The following is a 15,867-nucleotide window of genomic DNA, read 5'->3' on the forward strand; positions in this document are numbered from 1 at the left end:
CTAACTGGAGACGGCTGTGGATAAAGTGGATTTAATCCTGGAGCAATGGGCACGGGAGATGCCCGCCCTGGACGTGGGACCAATGGGCGTGATCGGGCGCCTGAACCGCTGCGCGGCGCTGATGCGGCGCCGGCTCGACGCGACATTCGAGCAATTTGGGCTCAGTAACTGGGAATTCGACGTGCTGGCGACCCTGCGCCGGTCTGGCGCACCTCACCAACTGGCGCCGACCGCGCTATTTTCGCAACTCATGGTGACGTCCGGGACGATGACGCACCGCCTGCAAAGGCTGGAGGCGCAGGGCTGGGTGACGCGCGCGCCGAATCCAGCCGACGCACGCAGCCTGCTGGTCCAGCTCAGCCCCGCAGGGCTGGAGCTGATCGAGCGCGCCGTGGCGGCGCACGTGGAAAATGAGAAGAACATCATGGCCCCGTTCGGGGCCGATGGCTCAGCCGCGCTTGACGCGCAGCTGCGCAAGCTGCTCGCTATGCTGGAGTCTTGAAGGCGCCGACCTGGGCGCCGATACGCGCGCCCATGGCCTCGCCCAAGGCCTGCAAGCCACTCAGCGGGCGCACCATCACCTCGAATTCGACGATCTTGCCGGCGTCGTTGAAGCGAATGAAGTCGATGCCCTTGAGCTGTTTGTCACCGACGTTGGCGCTGAATTCCAGCACCACGCTCAGGCCATCGTCGGTCGCCAGCTGGCGGTGATAAGCGAAGTTCTCGAACACCTGGTAAGCCGTGTTCAGCACCAGCACCACCGCCTCCCGGCTGGCGTAAGGCTTGTTTGCAATCGGCGAGCGGAACACCGCATCCGCATCGACGATGGAGGGCAGGGTGGACAAATCACCGCCGGCGATCATCTTGTGCCAGCGTTCGAGCGATTCCGCAACGGCCGGTTGCAGCAGCATGGGCTTACTCCTTAAATGGCGGCAGCCAGTCGGGTGCCTTGGTTGATGGCGCGTTTCGCATCCAGTTCGGCGGCCACGTCGGCGCCGCCGATCAGGTGTACCTTGCAGCCCGCGTCGAGCAGGCCTTGCTGCAGTTCGCGCAGCGGCTCCTGGCCGGCGCAAATAATCACATTATCCACCGGCAGCACGTGCTGCTGGCCTTCCACCGTGACGTGCAGGCCTGCATCGTCGATGCGGTCATAGCTGACGCCCGACTGCATGTTCACGCGCTTGGCTTTCAGGCCGGTGCGGTGGATCCAGCCGGTGGTCTTGCCCAGGCCATCGCCAACCTTGCTGGTCTTGCGCTGCAGCAGGTGAACCTTGCGCGGCGAGGCTTCCACTTCCGGCGCGCGAAGCCCGCCGCGATCCTTGTAGCCATTGTCGATGCCCCACTCGGCGTAAAACTTTTCCGGCACCAGGCTGGCGCTCTTGCCTTCGTGGGTCAGGTATTCGGACACGTCGAAGCCAATGCCGCCCGCGCCGATCACCGCCACGTTCTTGCCGACCGGGGCGCCATCGCGCAGCACCTGCAGGTAGCCCAGGGCCTTCGGATGGTCGATGCCGTCGATGGCCGGTGTGCGCGGGGTGACGCCGGTTGCCAGCACCACGTCATCGAAGCCGCCCGCGGCCAGTCCGGCCACGTCGACACGGGTATTCAGGTGCAGCTTGACGCCGGTCAGCTGGATCTGGCGGCCGAAGTAGCGCAGGGTTTCGTTGAATTCTTCCTTGCCCGGCACCTTTTTCGCCACGTTGAACTGGCCGCCGATTTCGCTGCCGGCGTCGAACAGGGTCACGTCATGGCCGCGAGAGGCTGCGGTGGTGGCGAAGCTCAGGCCCGCTGGGCCGGCGCCGACCACGGCGATGCGCTTGGCCTGCTGCGCAGGAGCAATCACCAGCTCGGCTTCGTGGCAGGCGCGCGGATTCACCAGGCAGGAAGTGATCTTGCCGGAGAAGGTGTGGTCCAGGCAAGCCTGGTTGCAGCCGATGCAGGTGTTGATTTCGTCGCCGCGGTCTTCGCGCGCTTTCTGCATGAAGAAGGCGTCGGCCAGGAATGGGCGTGCCATCGACACCATGTTCGCCGCGCCATCGGCCAGGATGCCCTCGGCCACTTCCGGCGTGTTGATGCGGTTGGTGGCGACCAGCGGGATGCCGACCTTGCCCATCAGGTTCTTCGTGACCCAGGCGAAACCGGCGCGCGGCACCTTGGTGGCGATGGTCGGAATGCGCGCTTCATGCCAGCCGATGCCGGTGTTGAGGATGGTGGCGCCGGCCTGTTCGACCGCCTGCGCCAGCTGCACAACTTCGTCCAGGGTGGAACCGCCTTCCACGAGGTCCAGCATGGACAGGCGGTAGATGATGATGAAGTCCTTGCCCACGCGCTCGCGCACGCGTCGAACGATTTCGACCGGGAAGCGCATGCGGTTTTCGTAGCTGCCGCCCCATTCGTCGGTACGCTGGTTGGTGCGGGCGGCGATGAATTCGTTGATCAGGTAGCCCTCGGAACCCATGATTTCGACGCCGTCGTAGCCGGCTTCGCGCGCCAGCACGGCGCATTGGGCGTAGTCCTCGATGGTCGCCGCCACTTCTTCGGTGGAGAGTTCGTGCGGGGTGAACTGGTTGATCGGCGCCTTGATCGCGCTCGGGCCCACCAGTTTCGGATGGTAGGCGTAACGGCCGAAGTGCAGGATCTGCATGGCGATCTTGCCACCTTCCGCGTGCACGGCGGCGGTCACCTTGCGGTGCTGCGCCACTTCCTCGGTGGTGGTCAGCTTGGCGCCGGCCTTCCACGGACGTCCCGCCTCGTTCGGGGCAATGCCGCCGGTCACGATCAGGCCCACTTCGCCGCGTGCGCGCTCGGCGTAGAAGGCGGCCATGCGTTCAAAACCATCGACTTCCTCTTCCAGGCCGACGTGCATGGAACCCATGATCACGCGGTTTTTCAGGGTGGTGAAGCCCAGGTCGAGCGGGGCGAGCAGGTGTGGGTAGCGGTTCATTGGCGTCCTCATTTATGCAACTGGTTGCATAAATATAGCCCGGTTACCGCGTCTCTGCAACTAGTTGCAGAGACAATGTGGCTTGTCCGCCTCGGGCTGCTGAGGCAAGATGGTGGCATCTTTTTCATTGTTTCCTGCCATGTCTTTGCCTCACGCGCTGTTGACCTCCCTGTCCGAGCGAGCCGGTTCCGGCTCGGAACTGGCCCGGCGCTTCGATAAATCGATCGGATTCTTCTGGGCTGCCACCCACCAGCAGATTTACCGCGAACTGGCACGCCTGGAGCAAGCCGGCTGGATCGAGTCCCTGCCCGCCGAAACGGGCCGGGGACGCAAGCGCGCTTATCGCGTACTGCCGGCCGGGACTGCCGAGCTGCGGCGCTGGGTTGCCGAGGCCGAAGATCCCCGCCCCCAGCGCGACGCCCTGATGGTGCGCATCCGCGCCGAGGCGGCGATCGGTCCGGCAGGGCTGGCGGACGAAATGCGGCGCCACCTGGCGTTGCACGAAGCGAAACTGGCCCTCTACAAGAGTTTCGAGCAGCGGGACTTCGCCAGTGAATCCGACTCGCGCGAACGAAAGCTGCAATACGTGCTGCTGAAGGGCGGTATCGCGCAGGAGGAGCTGGCCATCAATATGGCGCGCGAGGCCTTGCGTATCCTGGAAAGCTGACCTGGATCATTTCGCCGGGGAGGCAGGACGTCTACCATCCGGGCATGGATACCGACTACAAAGACCTCACCCAGGACATATCGGCCAACCTGGCGCAGCTACGCAAGACCCAGCCGGAAGTAATGAAAGGCTTCAGCGACATGGGCAAGGCTGCCATGGCGGGCGGTGCGCTTGATCCCAAGACCAAGGAGCTGATCGCGTTGGCGGTTGGCGTTGCCGCGCGCTGCGACGGCTGCATCGGATTCCACACCAAGGCTTTGGCCCGCTTGGGCGCTACCGTCCAGGAGGTTCACGAAGCACTGGGCGTGGCGATCTATATGGGCGGCGGCCCGGTGGCCATGTATGCGGCAAATGCCGTAGCGGCCTACCAGGAGTTTTCGGAACTACAAAAAGTGTAGGCAGTGTTATGCTCCAGTCAAGGGATTGCCTGGAGATGAAATGCGTCGTCGCGCCGTGCTGGGTTTTGCGCTGTCTGGCCTGCTGCCGGCCTGGGTAGCTGCACAAGCTTTTCCGGTGACGAACGTCTCCACCCTGGTGGGTGACGACCCTGCCGCCACCATTTCCGAACTGGTGCTGCGCGAAGCCTACCGGCGCATTGGCCGCACGCTGGTCGTGCACCAGTTGCCCGGCGAGCGCTCGCTGGTATACGCCAATGACGGCAAGATGGATGGCGAGCTTTATCGCAAGCTCGGCCTGGACCGCGACTATCCCAACCTCGTCATCGTTCCCGTCCCCCTGCTTACCTTCGAGCTGGTGATCTTTTCGCGCGGTACTTCATTCGTGGTCAACGGGTGGGAGAGTCTGCGCCCTTATACGCTGGGCTTTGTGCGCGGGAACAAGATCGCGCAGGAGAACACCAGGGGCATGAAGGTTGAGCAGGTGCCGACCATGCACCAGGCTTTCGAAAAGCTGATGATGGGGCGCACGGACCTGGTGCTGGGTCATCGCGCGTCGGGCATGGCCGTGGTGCGCAGCCAGAAGCTGGAAGGCATTACCGTGCTGGAGCCGCCGCTGTCTTCCTTTCCGGTCTATCACTACGTGAACAGGAAGCACGAGGCGCTGGTGCCGGAGCTGACGCGCGTGCTGAGGCAAATGCAGGCCGATCGGACCATCGAGCGCATCCAGAAGTCCATACCGGGCAGCTGAGCAGTAATACCACTCGGCGAGTAGCCGAATGCTGGTATTCATCGTTTAACAGAATGTCTCATTTGAAACATCTCCCTTTTCATTCTCAAACAGCCATTTTTTGAGCCCTCGCAGGGCACATGCATTTTTGCAACTGGTCTTATATTGGCAGCACTAATTAAAACCACTTGACTACCAATTGTCCCAATCCCATCCTAGCCCGACAACCACAACCGAAGGAGGGGGAGCATGGAACAAAGGGTTTCAAGAAGTTTTCTGGTCGCCGGTTTGACGAGCAGCCTGCTGGCAGCTTGTGGTGGCGGTAGCGACACCGGCCAGGCCTCACAACAGCCGCGCACACTCGCAACGTCCACCGTGGCGGAAACGTGTCCGGCGTGGAGCAGCAGCGCGGTCTACACTGCGGGCATGTGCGTGACCTACAACGGCACGGTGTACAAAGCCAAGTGGTGGACGCAAAACAATGTGCCGGGTGCAGAACAGTACGGGCCTTGGGAAGCGCAGGCGACTACGCCAACGCCTACTCCAACCCCGACACCAACGCCGGATTGTCCTGCGTGGAGCGCCAGCGCGGTCTATACCGGTGGCATGTGCGTCACCTATAACGGCTCGGTCTACAAGGCGAAATGGTGGACGCAGAATAATGTGCCGGGCACCGATCCGAACGGGCCTTGGGAGTTCCAGTCGACCACGCCGACTCCGACTCCGACGCCAACCCCAACGCCTACGCCTACCCCGACACCTACTCCAACGCCGACGCCGACACCAACGCCAACTCCGGCACCGACACCTACGCCGACTCCAACCGGCCGCGAGATCGGTTCCTACTTCGCCCAGTGGGGCGTGTACGGCCGCGATTACGAAGTAGCGGACATCCACACCACGAAGACGCCGGTCAACGGCGTGCAGACCAGCGTGGCCGACCAGCTCACCTTCATCAACTACGCCTTCGGCAATGTGTATCAGAAGAACGGCGGCTACGAGTGCGATATGGTGACGAAGGCCGAAGTGGGCAACGACAACCCAGCTTCGCCGGATGCCGGCACCGGCGGCGATTCCTATGCCGACTACCAGCGCCAGCCGAAACGCACCGTCAACGGCCAGTCCGTGCCGTGGGACGCACCGCTTTCCGGCAACTTCCTGCAGCTGAAACTACTCAAGCAGCAGCACCCGAACCTGAAGGTCTTCATCTCGCTGGGCGGATGGTCATGGTCGAAGTTCTTCTCGGCCGCAGCCAAGACCGACGCACTGCGCAAGCAGCTCGCCAAGTCCTGCGTGAAGATGTTCATCGCCGGCGACCTGCCGATCCAGGATGGGCGCGGTGGACCGGGCGCGGCCAAGGGCGTGTTCGACGGCATCGACATCGACTGGGAATACCCGGGCGGCGGCGGCCAGCCGTACAACACCTACGACGCGGTCAACGACAAGCATAACTTCACGCTGCTGATGGCGGAATTCCGAGCGCAGCTTGACGCGCAGGGCGCCACCGACGGCAAACGCTATGCGCTGACCGCAGCGATTGGCGCCGGCGTCGACAAGATCGCCAACACCGAACCTGGCCAATACGCACAGTACATGGACTGGGTGAACGTGATGACCTACGACTTCCACGGCGCGTGGGAATCGAGCACCAACTTCCATTCTCCGCTGTACCACGACCCGGCCGATCCGGCGACCGGCAACCTGGCCAAGTACAACGCCAACGATGCCCTCGCCACGCTGACCGCAGCCGGTATGCCGAAGAACAAGATCCTGCTCGGGATTCCGTTCTATGGGCGCGGCTGGAAGGGCGTCACGGCAGGGCCGAATGCCAATGGCCTGTACCAGGCTGCCAGCGGTGGTGCTGGCGGCACCTACGAGGGCGGCATCGATGACTACAAGGTCTTGCGCAACAAGACCGGCCAGCGCTGGTACCACCCGGTGACCAAGCAGTTGTACCTGTACACCAGCACCGGCGAATGGTGGAGCTATGACGATCCAACCGTGATCGGCACCAAGATGCAATACGTCCGCGACCAGGGCCTGCGCGGGGCCTTCTCGTGGGAGCTGGACGGCGATGCGAGCGGTGCGCTGACCAGCGAAGTCTGGAAGGGACGTTAATCGTCCATCCCTTGCCGGCGGTGCGCCCAGCGCCGCCGGCTTTTCCCTTTTTGGAGACGCTTATGAAACGTCGTGCGACGGTGCATTCCCTTGGCATCAGCGACGAATGGCGGCGCTGGATTGCCGAAAACCTGATGCTGGGCCATTCTCCTGCGACGCTGGCGGGCATCCTCGGCCAGTCCGGCATTCCTCCCCAACTCGCGCAAGCCGAAATCACGGCTGCGATGAACAGTCCGTACCTGCACGGTGTACAGCGCCTGCATAACCGGCTGGCCAAGCGCGACTGGCTGCTCGGCATCCAGGCGCGCCTGAACCGCATGGCGCCGCAGGAAGTGCCGCGCCGCGAACGCCTGTCGACCGAGGTTTTCCTGCACGAGCACTACCTGTGCAACCGGCCTGTGATCATCACCGGCATGCTGGACGACTGGCCAGCGCGCGGCAAGTGGACACTGGACTGGTTGGCCGCGCAGTTCGGCGAACGGGAAGTCGAAGTGCAGTTCGGCCGCAATGCCGATGCCGACTACGAAATGAACAGCATCGCGCACAAGCGCCATATGCCGTTCGGCGAGTATGTGGAACGGGTGCGCAGCAGCGGCAGCACCAACGACTTCTACATGACGGCCAATAACGACGGCCGCAACCGGCAGGCCCTGGACGAGCTGTGGCAGGACATGCCGCTGCTGCCGGAATACCTGGATGGCGAACGCAAAGGATTCTTCTGGCTTGGGCCGGCGGGGACCATCACGCCGTTCCATCACGACCTCACCAACAATTTCATGATCCAGGTGATGGGTCGCAAGCGCGTGCGGCTGATCGCGCCTTGCGAAACACCGAGGCTGCAGAACCAGCGCCATTGCTTTACTCCGGTCGATGGCCGCGACATCGACCTGCAGCGCTTCCCGTCGATGGCCGGCGTTCCGGTCCTCGACGTTGAGCTGGCGCCTGGCGAAATCCTGTTCCTGCCGGTCGGCTGGTGGCACTTCGTCCAGGGGCTCGATATCTCACTCACGATCTCGGCGACGCACTTCCGCTGGGATAACGATTTCTACAGCAGTTATCCGCATAACCACGATTTCTAATAACGGAGACAGCATGAATATTCGACCGAATTACCTGATGCTGGCGCTGGTCGGCAGCGCCATTGCCGGTTGCGGCGGCGGAACCGATAGCGGCCAAGCCCCGCAGCCGGCCCGCACACTTGCGACGGCTGCGGTTTCTGAGTCCTGCCCAGCCTGGAGTGCCAGCGCGGTATACACCGCAGGCATGTGCGTGACCTACAACGGCACCGTGTACAAGGCGAAGTGGTGGACACAAAATAATGTCCCTGGCGCCGAGCAGTACGGGCCGTGGGAAGTGCAGGCGACTACGCCAACCCCGACTCCAACCCCTACGCCAACACCAACGCCGACTCCAACGCCGGATTGCCCTGCATGGAGCGCGAGCGCGGTCTATACCGCCGGTATGTGTGCGACTTATAACGGCGCCGTCTACAAGGCAAAGTGGTGGACGCAGAATAATGTACCGGGCACGGAAGTGAACGGCCCGTGGGAGCTGCAGACGTCCACGCCAACGCCGACGCCGACGCCGACTCCTACCCCTACGCCAACTCCCACCCCGACACCGACTCCGACCCCTACGCCCACTCCAACGCCAGTGGCATGCCGCCCTGACGGCTTGACCTCGCCAGTGCCGAACGTCCCATACTGCAGCGTTTACGACGCCAACGGCCGCGAAAAACTGGCAAACGGCCTGAATCGCCGCATCGTCGGCTACTTCACCAGTTGGCGCACCGGCGCTAACGGCCAGCCGTCCTACCTGGTCAACGACATCCCGTGGCAAAACATCACCCACGTGAACTACGCCTTCGCCAGCGTCGGAACGGACAACAAGGTGCAGATCGGCAGCGGTGCGAGCAGCCCCGAGACCGGCATTACCTGGCCGAACATCCCCGCTGCGGCGATGGACCCGTCCCTCCCATACAAAGGCCACTTCAACCTGCTCGCGCAGTACAAGAAGAAGTACCCCGGCGTGAAGATCATGCTGTCGGTCGGCGGCTGGGCAGGCAGCGGCGGCTTCTACACCGCCACCACCAACTCGGACGGCAGCATCAACACGGCAGGTATCAACACCCTGGCCGATTCGATGGTCGCCTTCTTGCGCCAGTACACCTTCTTTGACGGGATGGACATCGATTACGAGCACCCGACCACCAATAACGAAGCAGGCAACCCGCTCGACTTCCCAATCTCCAAGCCAAGGCTGGCAGGCCTGATGAAGAGCTACAACGTGCTGCTGAAAACCGTGCGTGAGAAGCTCGATGCAGCAGCGGCGGCGGACAACAAGTACTACATGCTGACGATCGCCGGTTCCGCATCCGGGTGGGTGCTGCGCGGCGAGGAGAACCTGTCCGGCCTGAAGTACCTCGATTACGCCAGCCTGATGAGCTATGACCTGCACGGCGGATGGAACCAGTATGTCGGTCCCAACGCTCCGCTGTTCGACGACGGCAACGACGGCGAGCTGAAAGCCGGCAATGCCTACCAGTACGGCGGCATCGGCTACCTGAACGTCGACTGGGCCTACCGCTACTACCGTGGCGCACTGCAGGCGGGCCGCATCAATATCGGCGTGCCGTACTACACGCGCGGCTGGAAGGAAGTCAGCGGCGGCAACAACGGCTTGTGGGGCACCAGCCCGGTGGTCACCGACACCGTCGCCTGCGCCGGCGTGAAAACTTGCGGCAAAGGCGCAACCGGCATCGACAACGTCTGGCATGACCTGGACACCAATGGCAAGCCCGTACCTGGCGGCGGCAACCCGCTATGGCATGCGCTCAACCTGCAAAACGCCATTGTGCCGTCCTACCTCGATGCCTACGGCGTGACCGAGAAGACCATCACCGGCACCTACAGCCCGCAATACAGCGCGACGCTGGCTGCGCCGTGGCTGTGGAACGCAACACGCCAGGTCTTCATTTCCACCGAAACGGCGCAATCCATCGCTGCCAAGACCAGCTACGTCGTGAACAACGGCATCGGCGGCATCATGATCTGGGAGCTGGCCGGCGACTACGCATGGAACGCAGCGCGCAACGGTGGCGCGGGCGAATACTTCATGGGTTACACGCTCACGAACAACATCGCTGCTGCCTTCCGAAGCGCCGCTCCTTATGGCGCAACGCGCGCCGAAACGGCCATGCCGACCAGCAGCGCGAAGGTCAGCATCTCTCTTGGCGGCTGGAAGCTGGGCGACAGCAACTACCCGATCAATCCTGTGATGACGGTGACGAACAACACCGCCACCACGATTCCGGGCGGTTCGGTAGTGGAGTTCGATTATCCGGTATCGGCGCCGGCCAATATGAGCGACCAGTCAGGTTACGGGCTGACCGTCATCAAGGCAGGCTACACCGGGCCGAATAATATCGGCGGCTTCAAGGCCAACTTCAACCGCGCCAAGTTCACGATACCTTCCTGGCAGTCGCTGGCGCCGGGTGCATCGGTCTCGCTGACGCTGAACTACACCTTGCCGATCAGCGGGCCTTCCGCCTACACGATCACGGTGAACGGCGTGCGTTATGCGCTGAGCGAAGAGTATCCGGACCTGCCGGTGGCACTCAAATGAGCGAGGGAACCTGACATGAGAACTCTCACTTACGCGGCACTTGCCGCGGCGCTGTCGCTCTCCGCCTGCGGCGGGGGCGGCAGCGCCGACACTCCGGCCGCTGCGCGCACGCTGGCGCAGGGCGTGGTGGCCAGCGCCAGCGCTTCCTGCCCGGCGTGGAGCGCCAGCCAGGTGTACACGGCGGGCATGTGCGCCATTTACCAAAGCAAGCAATTCGAAGCGAAGTGGTGGACACAGGGGAATGCGCCAAGCCAGGCCGACACCTGGGGTCCATGGAAATACATCGGGGAGGCGACCGATCCGCCCACCGACCCTGGCGACCCGCCGACGCAGCCAGGCGGCGTACCGACCAAGGCGCAGGCGGAAGCGCGCGAGCAGGCGCTGACTGACAATGACTTCTTCCGCAGCGTCAAGGCGTCGATCCGGACACTCGACAACGCAGCGGTGGAAGCGGTGACGCCTGGATCGACCAGCAACCCGGCCAATGTGAAGCGCGTTGAACGTTTGCTGTCTTCGGCGAAGTGGGACTACTACTTCTCCTTGCGTGAAACGAGCTATGAGTACCGGCGCTTCCTGCAGGCGGTGGCAAAGTTCCCGGCGGTGTGCGGCGACTATACCGACGGCCGCAATGCCGACAACATCTGCCGCCATTCGCTGGCAACCATGTTCGCCCACTTTGCGCAGGAGACCGGCGAGCACAATGCCAGCCTGCCCCTGCCGCAGTGGCGGCAGGGGCTGAAATACTTGCGCGAGTTGGGCTGCACCGAGGATGGTCCAGGCTGCGGCTACAACACGGAATGTGCGGATCCGGTCTTCAACTCGGTTTGGACTTGCGGGAAGAACGCCGATGGCAGCTACAAGAAGTACTTCGGACGCGGCGCCAAGCAGCTCTCGTACAACTATAACTACGGGCCGTTCTCGCAGGTGATGTTCAACGGCGACCAGTCGGTGCTGCTGAAAAATCCGGACCAGGTAGCGTCGACCTGGCTGAATCTTGCCTCTGCCACGTTCTTCTTCGTCTACCCGCAACCGCCCAAGCCATCAATGCTGCATGTGATCGACGGAAGCTGGGTTCCCAACGCCAGCGACATTTCCGCCGGCGCGGGGAACAACTTCGCCACCACGATCATGATCATCAATGCGGAATGCGGTACCGGCAGCGAAAAGCCGGCGGCGCAGAACCGCATTGATTATTACCGGCAGTTCGCGGCGGATCTTGGCTGGAATGTGGCGGGCGAGCAGCTATCGTGCGCGACGATGCAGCGTTTTGGCCCGTCCAGTTCCGCCGCCTACAACATCTATTGGGAGAAGAACTGGAACAGCGGCGGCGATTACCAGTGCCAGTTGGTGAACTACCAGACGCCTTACAACGCCCTTATCGCCGGCAATTACGTGAAGTGCGTTGAGCGCAACTGGAATGTCACGCTCAACTAAGGTGCATCAGCGTTGCGCAGCAGGGCCGACCGTGCCGAGGGCTTCCGCCATTCGTACCATTTTCACGAATTCGGCGCGATAGCCTTCGCGGTCGGCGCCGCGTGCGCCTTCCGCCAGCTTGGCGATATCGCCGTAGCTGAAGTCGGCCACCTGCTGCTCCCCACGCAGGCGCTGGGCGAAAGCTGCAACGGCGACGGCAAAGCGCTGGTCGTCCGGCGCAGCGTCGAGAGAATCGCGTGCGCTGCCGGCACGCACCGCATGCTCGACCTGCTTGCTGGCGGACTGGCCGGGCAGCTTGTAGCGCACCTTCACAAAGCACAGCTCATCGGATTTGCCTGATTCCGTGGCTTTCTTTTTGCCCGGCTGCTCGTAACGCAGCGGATCAACCAGCTTGCCTGCGTTGGCGGCTGGCGTGATTTCGTAGATGGCGGTGACGGTGTGGCCGGCGCCCATGTCGCCGGCGTCAACCTTGTCATCCTTGAAGTCCTGCCGGTTAAGCATGCGGGTCTCGTAGCCGACCAGGCGGTAAGCCGCGACTTGCGACGGGTTGAATTCGACTTGCACCTTCACGTCGTTCGCGATCGGGAACATGGTCGAACCCAGCTCCTGCGCCAGCGCCTTGCGCGCTTCCAGCAGTGTGTCGATGTAGGCGGCATTGCCGTTGCCGGACTGTGTCAGGCGCTGGATCAGGGCGTCGTTCAGGTTGCCCAGGCCAACACCGAATACCGACAGGTAGACGCCGGACTTGCGCTTGTCGACGATGAATTTCTCAAGCTGCCTGGGATCGGTGATGCCGATATTGAAGTCGCCATCGGTGGCCAGGATCACGCGGTTCACGGCCTTAGGGTCGAAGTTGCGCTCGGCCTGGGCGTAGGCGCGTTGCAGGCCATCGCCGCCGGCGGTGCCGCCCGACGCGTGCAGGTTGTTGATCACGTCGATGATCTTCTGCTTATCCTTGCCGCTGGTTGGCTCGAGGGCGACGGCGGTGCCGTTGGCATAGGTGACGATGGAGACCATATCGTCATCGCGCAACTGCTCTGCGAACAGGCGGAAGCCTTGCTGCAACAGCGGCAGTCGGTCACGTGGCCCCATCGAGCCGGAAATGTCCACCAGCAGCACAACGTTGGCGCGCGGGCGGGCGGCGGCCTTGATGTCATAACCTTTGAGCGCGATGTGGACAAGCTGGTTTCCCTGCTGCCATGGGCTCGGCATCACCTCCGTCGTAACTGCAAACGGCTGGCTGGCATTGGTGGGAGTAGCGTAGTTGTAGGGGAAGTAGTTGACCATTTCCTCGACGCGCACGGCTTGCTGCGGCGGCACGCGGCCGTCGGACAGCATACGGCGGACGAAGGCGTAGGAGGCAGTGTCGACATCCACGCTGAAGGTGGACACAGGCTGTTCGCTCACCAGCACGGACTTGTTGCCGTCCTTGTCGGGGAATTTGTCTGCCGATTGCGGCATGGGCGCGATGTGCGGCATTGGCGCTGGCACACCAGGAGAGTAAGCCAACACCGGGGCGGGCTTCACCGAGCCTCGCAGATCGGCCTTTGCCGCTGGCGCGACGGGTGCTGGCGGTACGGCGGCCGGCACTGGTGCCGGCATTGCAGCTTCGGCGACATGCTGCGGCGCCTGGGTCGGCTGCGGCGTACTGCAGGCAGCAAGCGTGAGCATGCCTGCTGCCAAGACCGGCGCAAAGGGTATGGTCTTCTTCATGGTGGACGTCCTTTTGGAATTGTTGTCCTGCTAACATCCCAAAAAGGAGCGTCTTGCGCAACCAAGGTTACATTTTGTAGCCAACGCGGGCGTCACGCCAAGCCCAGCGATTTGCGCAGGCTGGCATCAACCGGGCCAGCCGGCATGAAGCGGCGCAATTTGCTCAACAGCGAGGCTTGTCCTGCTGGCGTGCGGCGCATACGCCACGTCCCGAGCGCCGCTTCCACTATCGTGTTCGCGACACTATCGGGGCCGGGAGCGCTGTTGATGCTGTTGACGACGGAGCGGGCCGCAGTATCGCGCTCATGGTCATAATCGCCGATCCGCAGGGCGGCCTGGGGCGAGTTGGCGTCCAGGTTGGTCTTCGTGTACGAGGGCTGGACGAGGGTGACGCGGATACCGAACTGGCGCACCTCATGGTCCAAGGTTTCGGACAGGCCTTCGACCGCGTGCTTCGAGGCCGAATACAGTCCCATGTACGGTGCCGGCAGGAAGCCAAGCACGGAGCTGACATTCACGATCCGGCCACGGCGCTGCTTGCGCATATGCGGAAGCACCGCACGTACCATGCGCAGCACGCCGAACACATTGGTGTCGAACAGGGCGGCGGCCTCGGTGACCGATGTTTCTTCCACCGCGCCGACCATATTCATGCCTGCGTTGTTGACCAGGATATCAATGCGGCCCGCGCGCTCGATGACCGCCTGGACGCCAAGTTCCACGGACGCGTCATCGCGGATATCGATTTCAAGCAGTTCAACGCCCGACAGGGGCGACGTTTTGGCGATGCTGCGCACGGTGCCAAAGACGCGGCATCCCTGATCGGCAAACTTCTCCGCTGCGGTGCGCCCGATGCCGGACGAGACTCCGGTAATCAATACAATCGGCGAATCCTTCATGCTTTTTCTCCAGGGGGTTCAGAAGCGATAAGCCAGCGAGACAGCGAAGATATCGCTCGCCAGCTTGTAGTTGCCATGCAAGGTGCTGCCGGTCGGCGAACGCATGGCGACAGCCGCATCGTCGAGGAACAGGTGGGTGTAGCTGGCGCTCCATTCGACGCTCTGGCTGGCACGCCAGGTGGCGCCGAGGGATAGCCACTTGCGATCGACGTCCGGCACTCGGACGTCGCGGGAAGCGGCACGGACCGGCGTCTGGTCGTAAGCCACGCCTGCGCGCAGGGTCAGGTCCGGATTGAGCGTGTATTCGGCGCCCAGCGCGCCGAACAGGGTGTTGCGATAGTCGAAGGAGATCGCCTGCGTTGCCTGCGGCGAGTCGAAGTCCAGCACGACGTCCTTGAACCTGCTCCATTTGGTTCGGTGCACGTCGGCCATGACGGACCAGCGTTCGTTGAGCTGGTGCGTCACACTGACTGTCCAGGACGAAGGCATGCGCAGTTCGGTCGAGGCGTTGGTGTCAGTGAACCAGCCGGGGCGCGTGGCCGCGAGTATCGCCTTAGGCCCTTGCGGCACGTCAAACGTGATCGATGCATCGCTCAGCTTATGGTTGACGCCGGAGCGGTAGGCTGCACCGATGTGGGTTTGCCTGGTCGGGCTATACAGCAGGCCGAGCGTGAAGCCGAAGGCATTGTCGCTTCCATCGAGTGCGATGCGCCCGTCGGCACTGGTGGGAGCGTAGCCGGGCACGCGTGCGGCAGCCATGATCGCGCCGAAGTCGAGCGCGGACGTCAACGTCGCTTGCGCGCGCTCGAAGAAAAGCGAACCGCCAAGCGACAGCTGCTCGTTCAGGTCATACGACAGGGCGAGGCCGAGGTTGACCGCTTTCAGTTCGGTCTTCTGCCCCTGGTAACGGCCCTTCCATTGCGCGTCGTAGTCGGTGGTGAAGCCGAACGGCGCCGTCAGCGACAGGCCGAGGTGGGCGCGCTCGCCCAATGGCGTGTGGAAGTACATGGCTGGAATCGGCTTGGTCGCTCCCGCGTTGCCGCCATTACCGCCCGATAGAGGCCGGCCGAGCGCATCCTCGCCGTCGCCGTTGAACTTGACCGAGTAGTCGACCGTGGTCAGGTCGGCCTGGAAAACCCTGCCATCCAGGCCGCGCATCGCGGCGGGATTCTCTGCGATGGCCGATGCGTCCCCCGGGGCACTGATCGAGCCTGCGGTTGCCCGGCCCTGTGCCTTTGCGCTTTTCTCCTTGAGTTCAAATGCGGCGCCGTGGCTCTGGCCCGCCAGCAGCATGCCTGCTGCCGCAGCCAGCAGGGACTTCGAATACTTATGCTTCGACATCA

13 protein-coding genes are annotated in these 15,867 nt (G+C 63.0%); 8 read left to right on the forward strand and 5 right to left on the reverse strand.

Going from position 1 to position 15,867, the window contains the following annotated elements; translation table 11 throughout:
- Positions 1 to 58: 58 nt before the first annotated feature.
- Complete coding sequence (locus ACN9MU_RS01580; RefSeq protein WP_426172356.1) at positions 59 to 502, forward strand: MarR family winged helix-turn-helix transcriptional regulator; 444 nt, start codon at positions 59 to 61, stop codon at positions 500 to 502.
- Here the strand turns inward: ACN9MU_RS01580 and ACN9MU_RS01585 are convergent.
- Entirely contained in the window at positions 486 to 911 is a 426-nt protein-coding gene (locus ACN9MU_RS01585) for a nuclear transport factor 2 family protein (protein ID WP_426320070.1), read from the reverse strand. The genes ACN9MU_RS01580 and ACN9MU_RS01585 overlap by 17 nt on opposite strands.
- An 11-nt stretch (positions 912 to 922) precedes the next feature.
- A complete protein-coding gene (locus tag ACN9MU_RS01590; RefSeq protein WP_426344024.1) occupies positions 923 to 2,944 on the reverse strand; it encodes an FAD-dependent oxidoreductase in 2,022 nt (673 codons plus the stop codon).
- Between the two features lie 139 nt (positions 2,945 to 3,083).
- On the opposite strand from ACN9MU_RS01590, the gene ACN9MU_RS01595 reads away from it, so the two are divergent.
- From ACN9MU_RS01595 to ACN9MU_RS01625, 7 genes are all read left to right on the forward strand, one after another.
- Entirely contained in the window at positions 3,084 to 3,611 is a 528-nt protein-coding gene (locus tag ACN9MU_RS01595) for a PadR family transcriptional regulator (protein ID WP_426166857.1), read from the forward strand.
- A 44-nt stretch (positions 3,612 to 3,655) separates the two neighbouring features.
- Complete coding sequence (locus ACN9MU_RS01600) at positions 3,656 to 4,009, forward strand: carboxymuconolactone decarboxylase family protein (protein ID WP_426344025.1); 354 nt, start codon at positions 3,656 to 3,658, stop codon at positions 4,007 to 4,009.
- Between the two features lie 40 nt (positions 4,010 to 4,049).
- The gene (locus ACN9MU_RS01605; RefSeq protein WP_426344026.1) at positions 4,050 to 4,757 is read left to right on the forward strand and encodes a substrate-binding periplasmic protein; all 708 of its coding nucleotides are present in this window, start codon (positions 4,050 to 4,052) and stop codon (positions 4,755 to 4,757) included.
- Between the two features lie 228 nt (positions 4,758 to 4,985).
- Positions 4,986 to 6,854: a glycosyl hydrolase family 18 protein gene (locus ACN9MU_RS01610; RefSeq protein WP_426344027.1), complete on the forward strand. Its 1,869-nt coding sequence runs from the start codon at positions 4,986 to 4,988 to the stop codon at positions 6,852 to 6,854.
- A 62-nt stretch (positions 6,855 to 6,916) separates the two neighbouring features.
- Positions 6,917 to 7,933: a cupin-like domain-containing protein gene (locus ACN9MU_RS01615; protein ID WP_426320075.1), complete on the forward strand. Its 1,017-nt coding sequence runs from the start codon at positions 6,917 to 6,919 to the stop codon at positions 7,931 to 7,933.
- Positions 7,934 to 7,946: 13 nt separating this feature from the next.
- Positions 7,947 to 10,478, forward strand: coding sequence for a chitinase C-terminal domain-containing protein (locus tag ACN9MU_RS01620; RefSeq protein WP_426344028.1), 2,532 nt, complete (start codon positions 7,947 to 7,949; stop codon positions 10,476 to 10,478).
- Between the two features lie 15 nt (positions 10,479 to 10,493).
- Positions 10,494 to 11,912 (forward strand): glycoside hydrolase family 19 protein, encoded by a 1,419-nt coding sequence (locus tag ACN9MU_RS01625; RefSeq protein ID WP_426344029.1) that lies wholly within the window; start codon positions 10,494 to 10,496, stop codon positions 11,910 to 11,912.
- Between the two features lie 6 nt (positions 11,913 to 11,918).
- Here the strand turns inward: ACN9MU_RS01625 and ACN9MU_RS01630 are convergent, their stop codons facing one another.
- The 3 genes from ACN9MU_RS01630 to ACN9MU_RS01640 form a co-directional block, all read right to left on the reverse strand.
- Positions 11,919 to 13,625, reverse strand: coding sequence for a vWA domain-containing protein (locus ACN9MU_RS01630; protein WP_426344030.1), 1,707 nt, complete (start codon positions 13,623 to 13,625; stop codon positions 11,919 to 11,921).
- 92 nt (positions 13,626 to 13,717) lie between these two features.
- Complete coding sequence (locus ACN9MU_RS01635; protein ID WP_426166873.1) at positions 13,718 to 14,524, reverse strand: oxidoreductase; 807 nt, start codon at positions 14,522 to 14,524, stop codon at positions 13,718 to 13,720.
- A gap of 18 nt (positions 14,525 to 14,542) precedes the next feature.
- Entirely contained in the window at positions 14,543 to 15,865 is a 1,323-nt protein-coding gene (locus tag ACN9MU_RS01640) for an OmpP1/FadL family transporter (protein ID WP_426320083.1), read from the reverse strand.
- Between the last annotated feature and the right edge of the window lie 2 nt (positions 15,866 to 15,867).

This window comes from Pseudoduganella sp. R-32 (genome assembly GCF_049913245.1).
Taxonomy (GTDB): Bacteria; Pseudomonadota; Gammaproteobacteria; order Burkholderiales; family Burkholderiaceae_D; genus Rugamonas.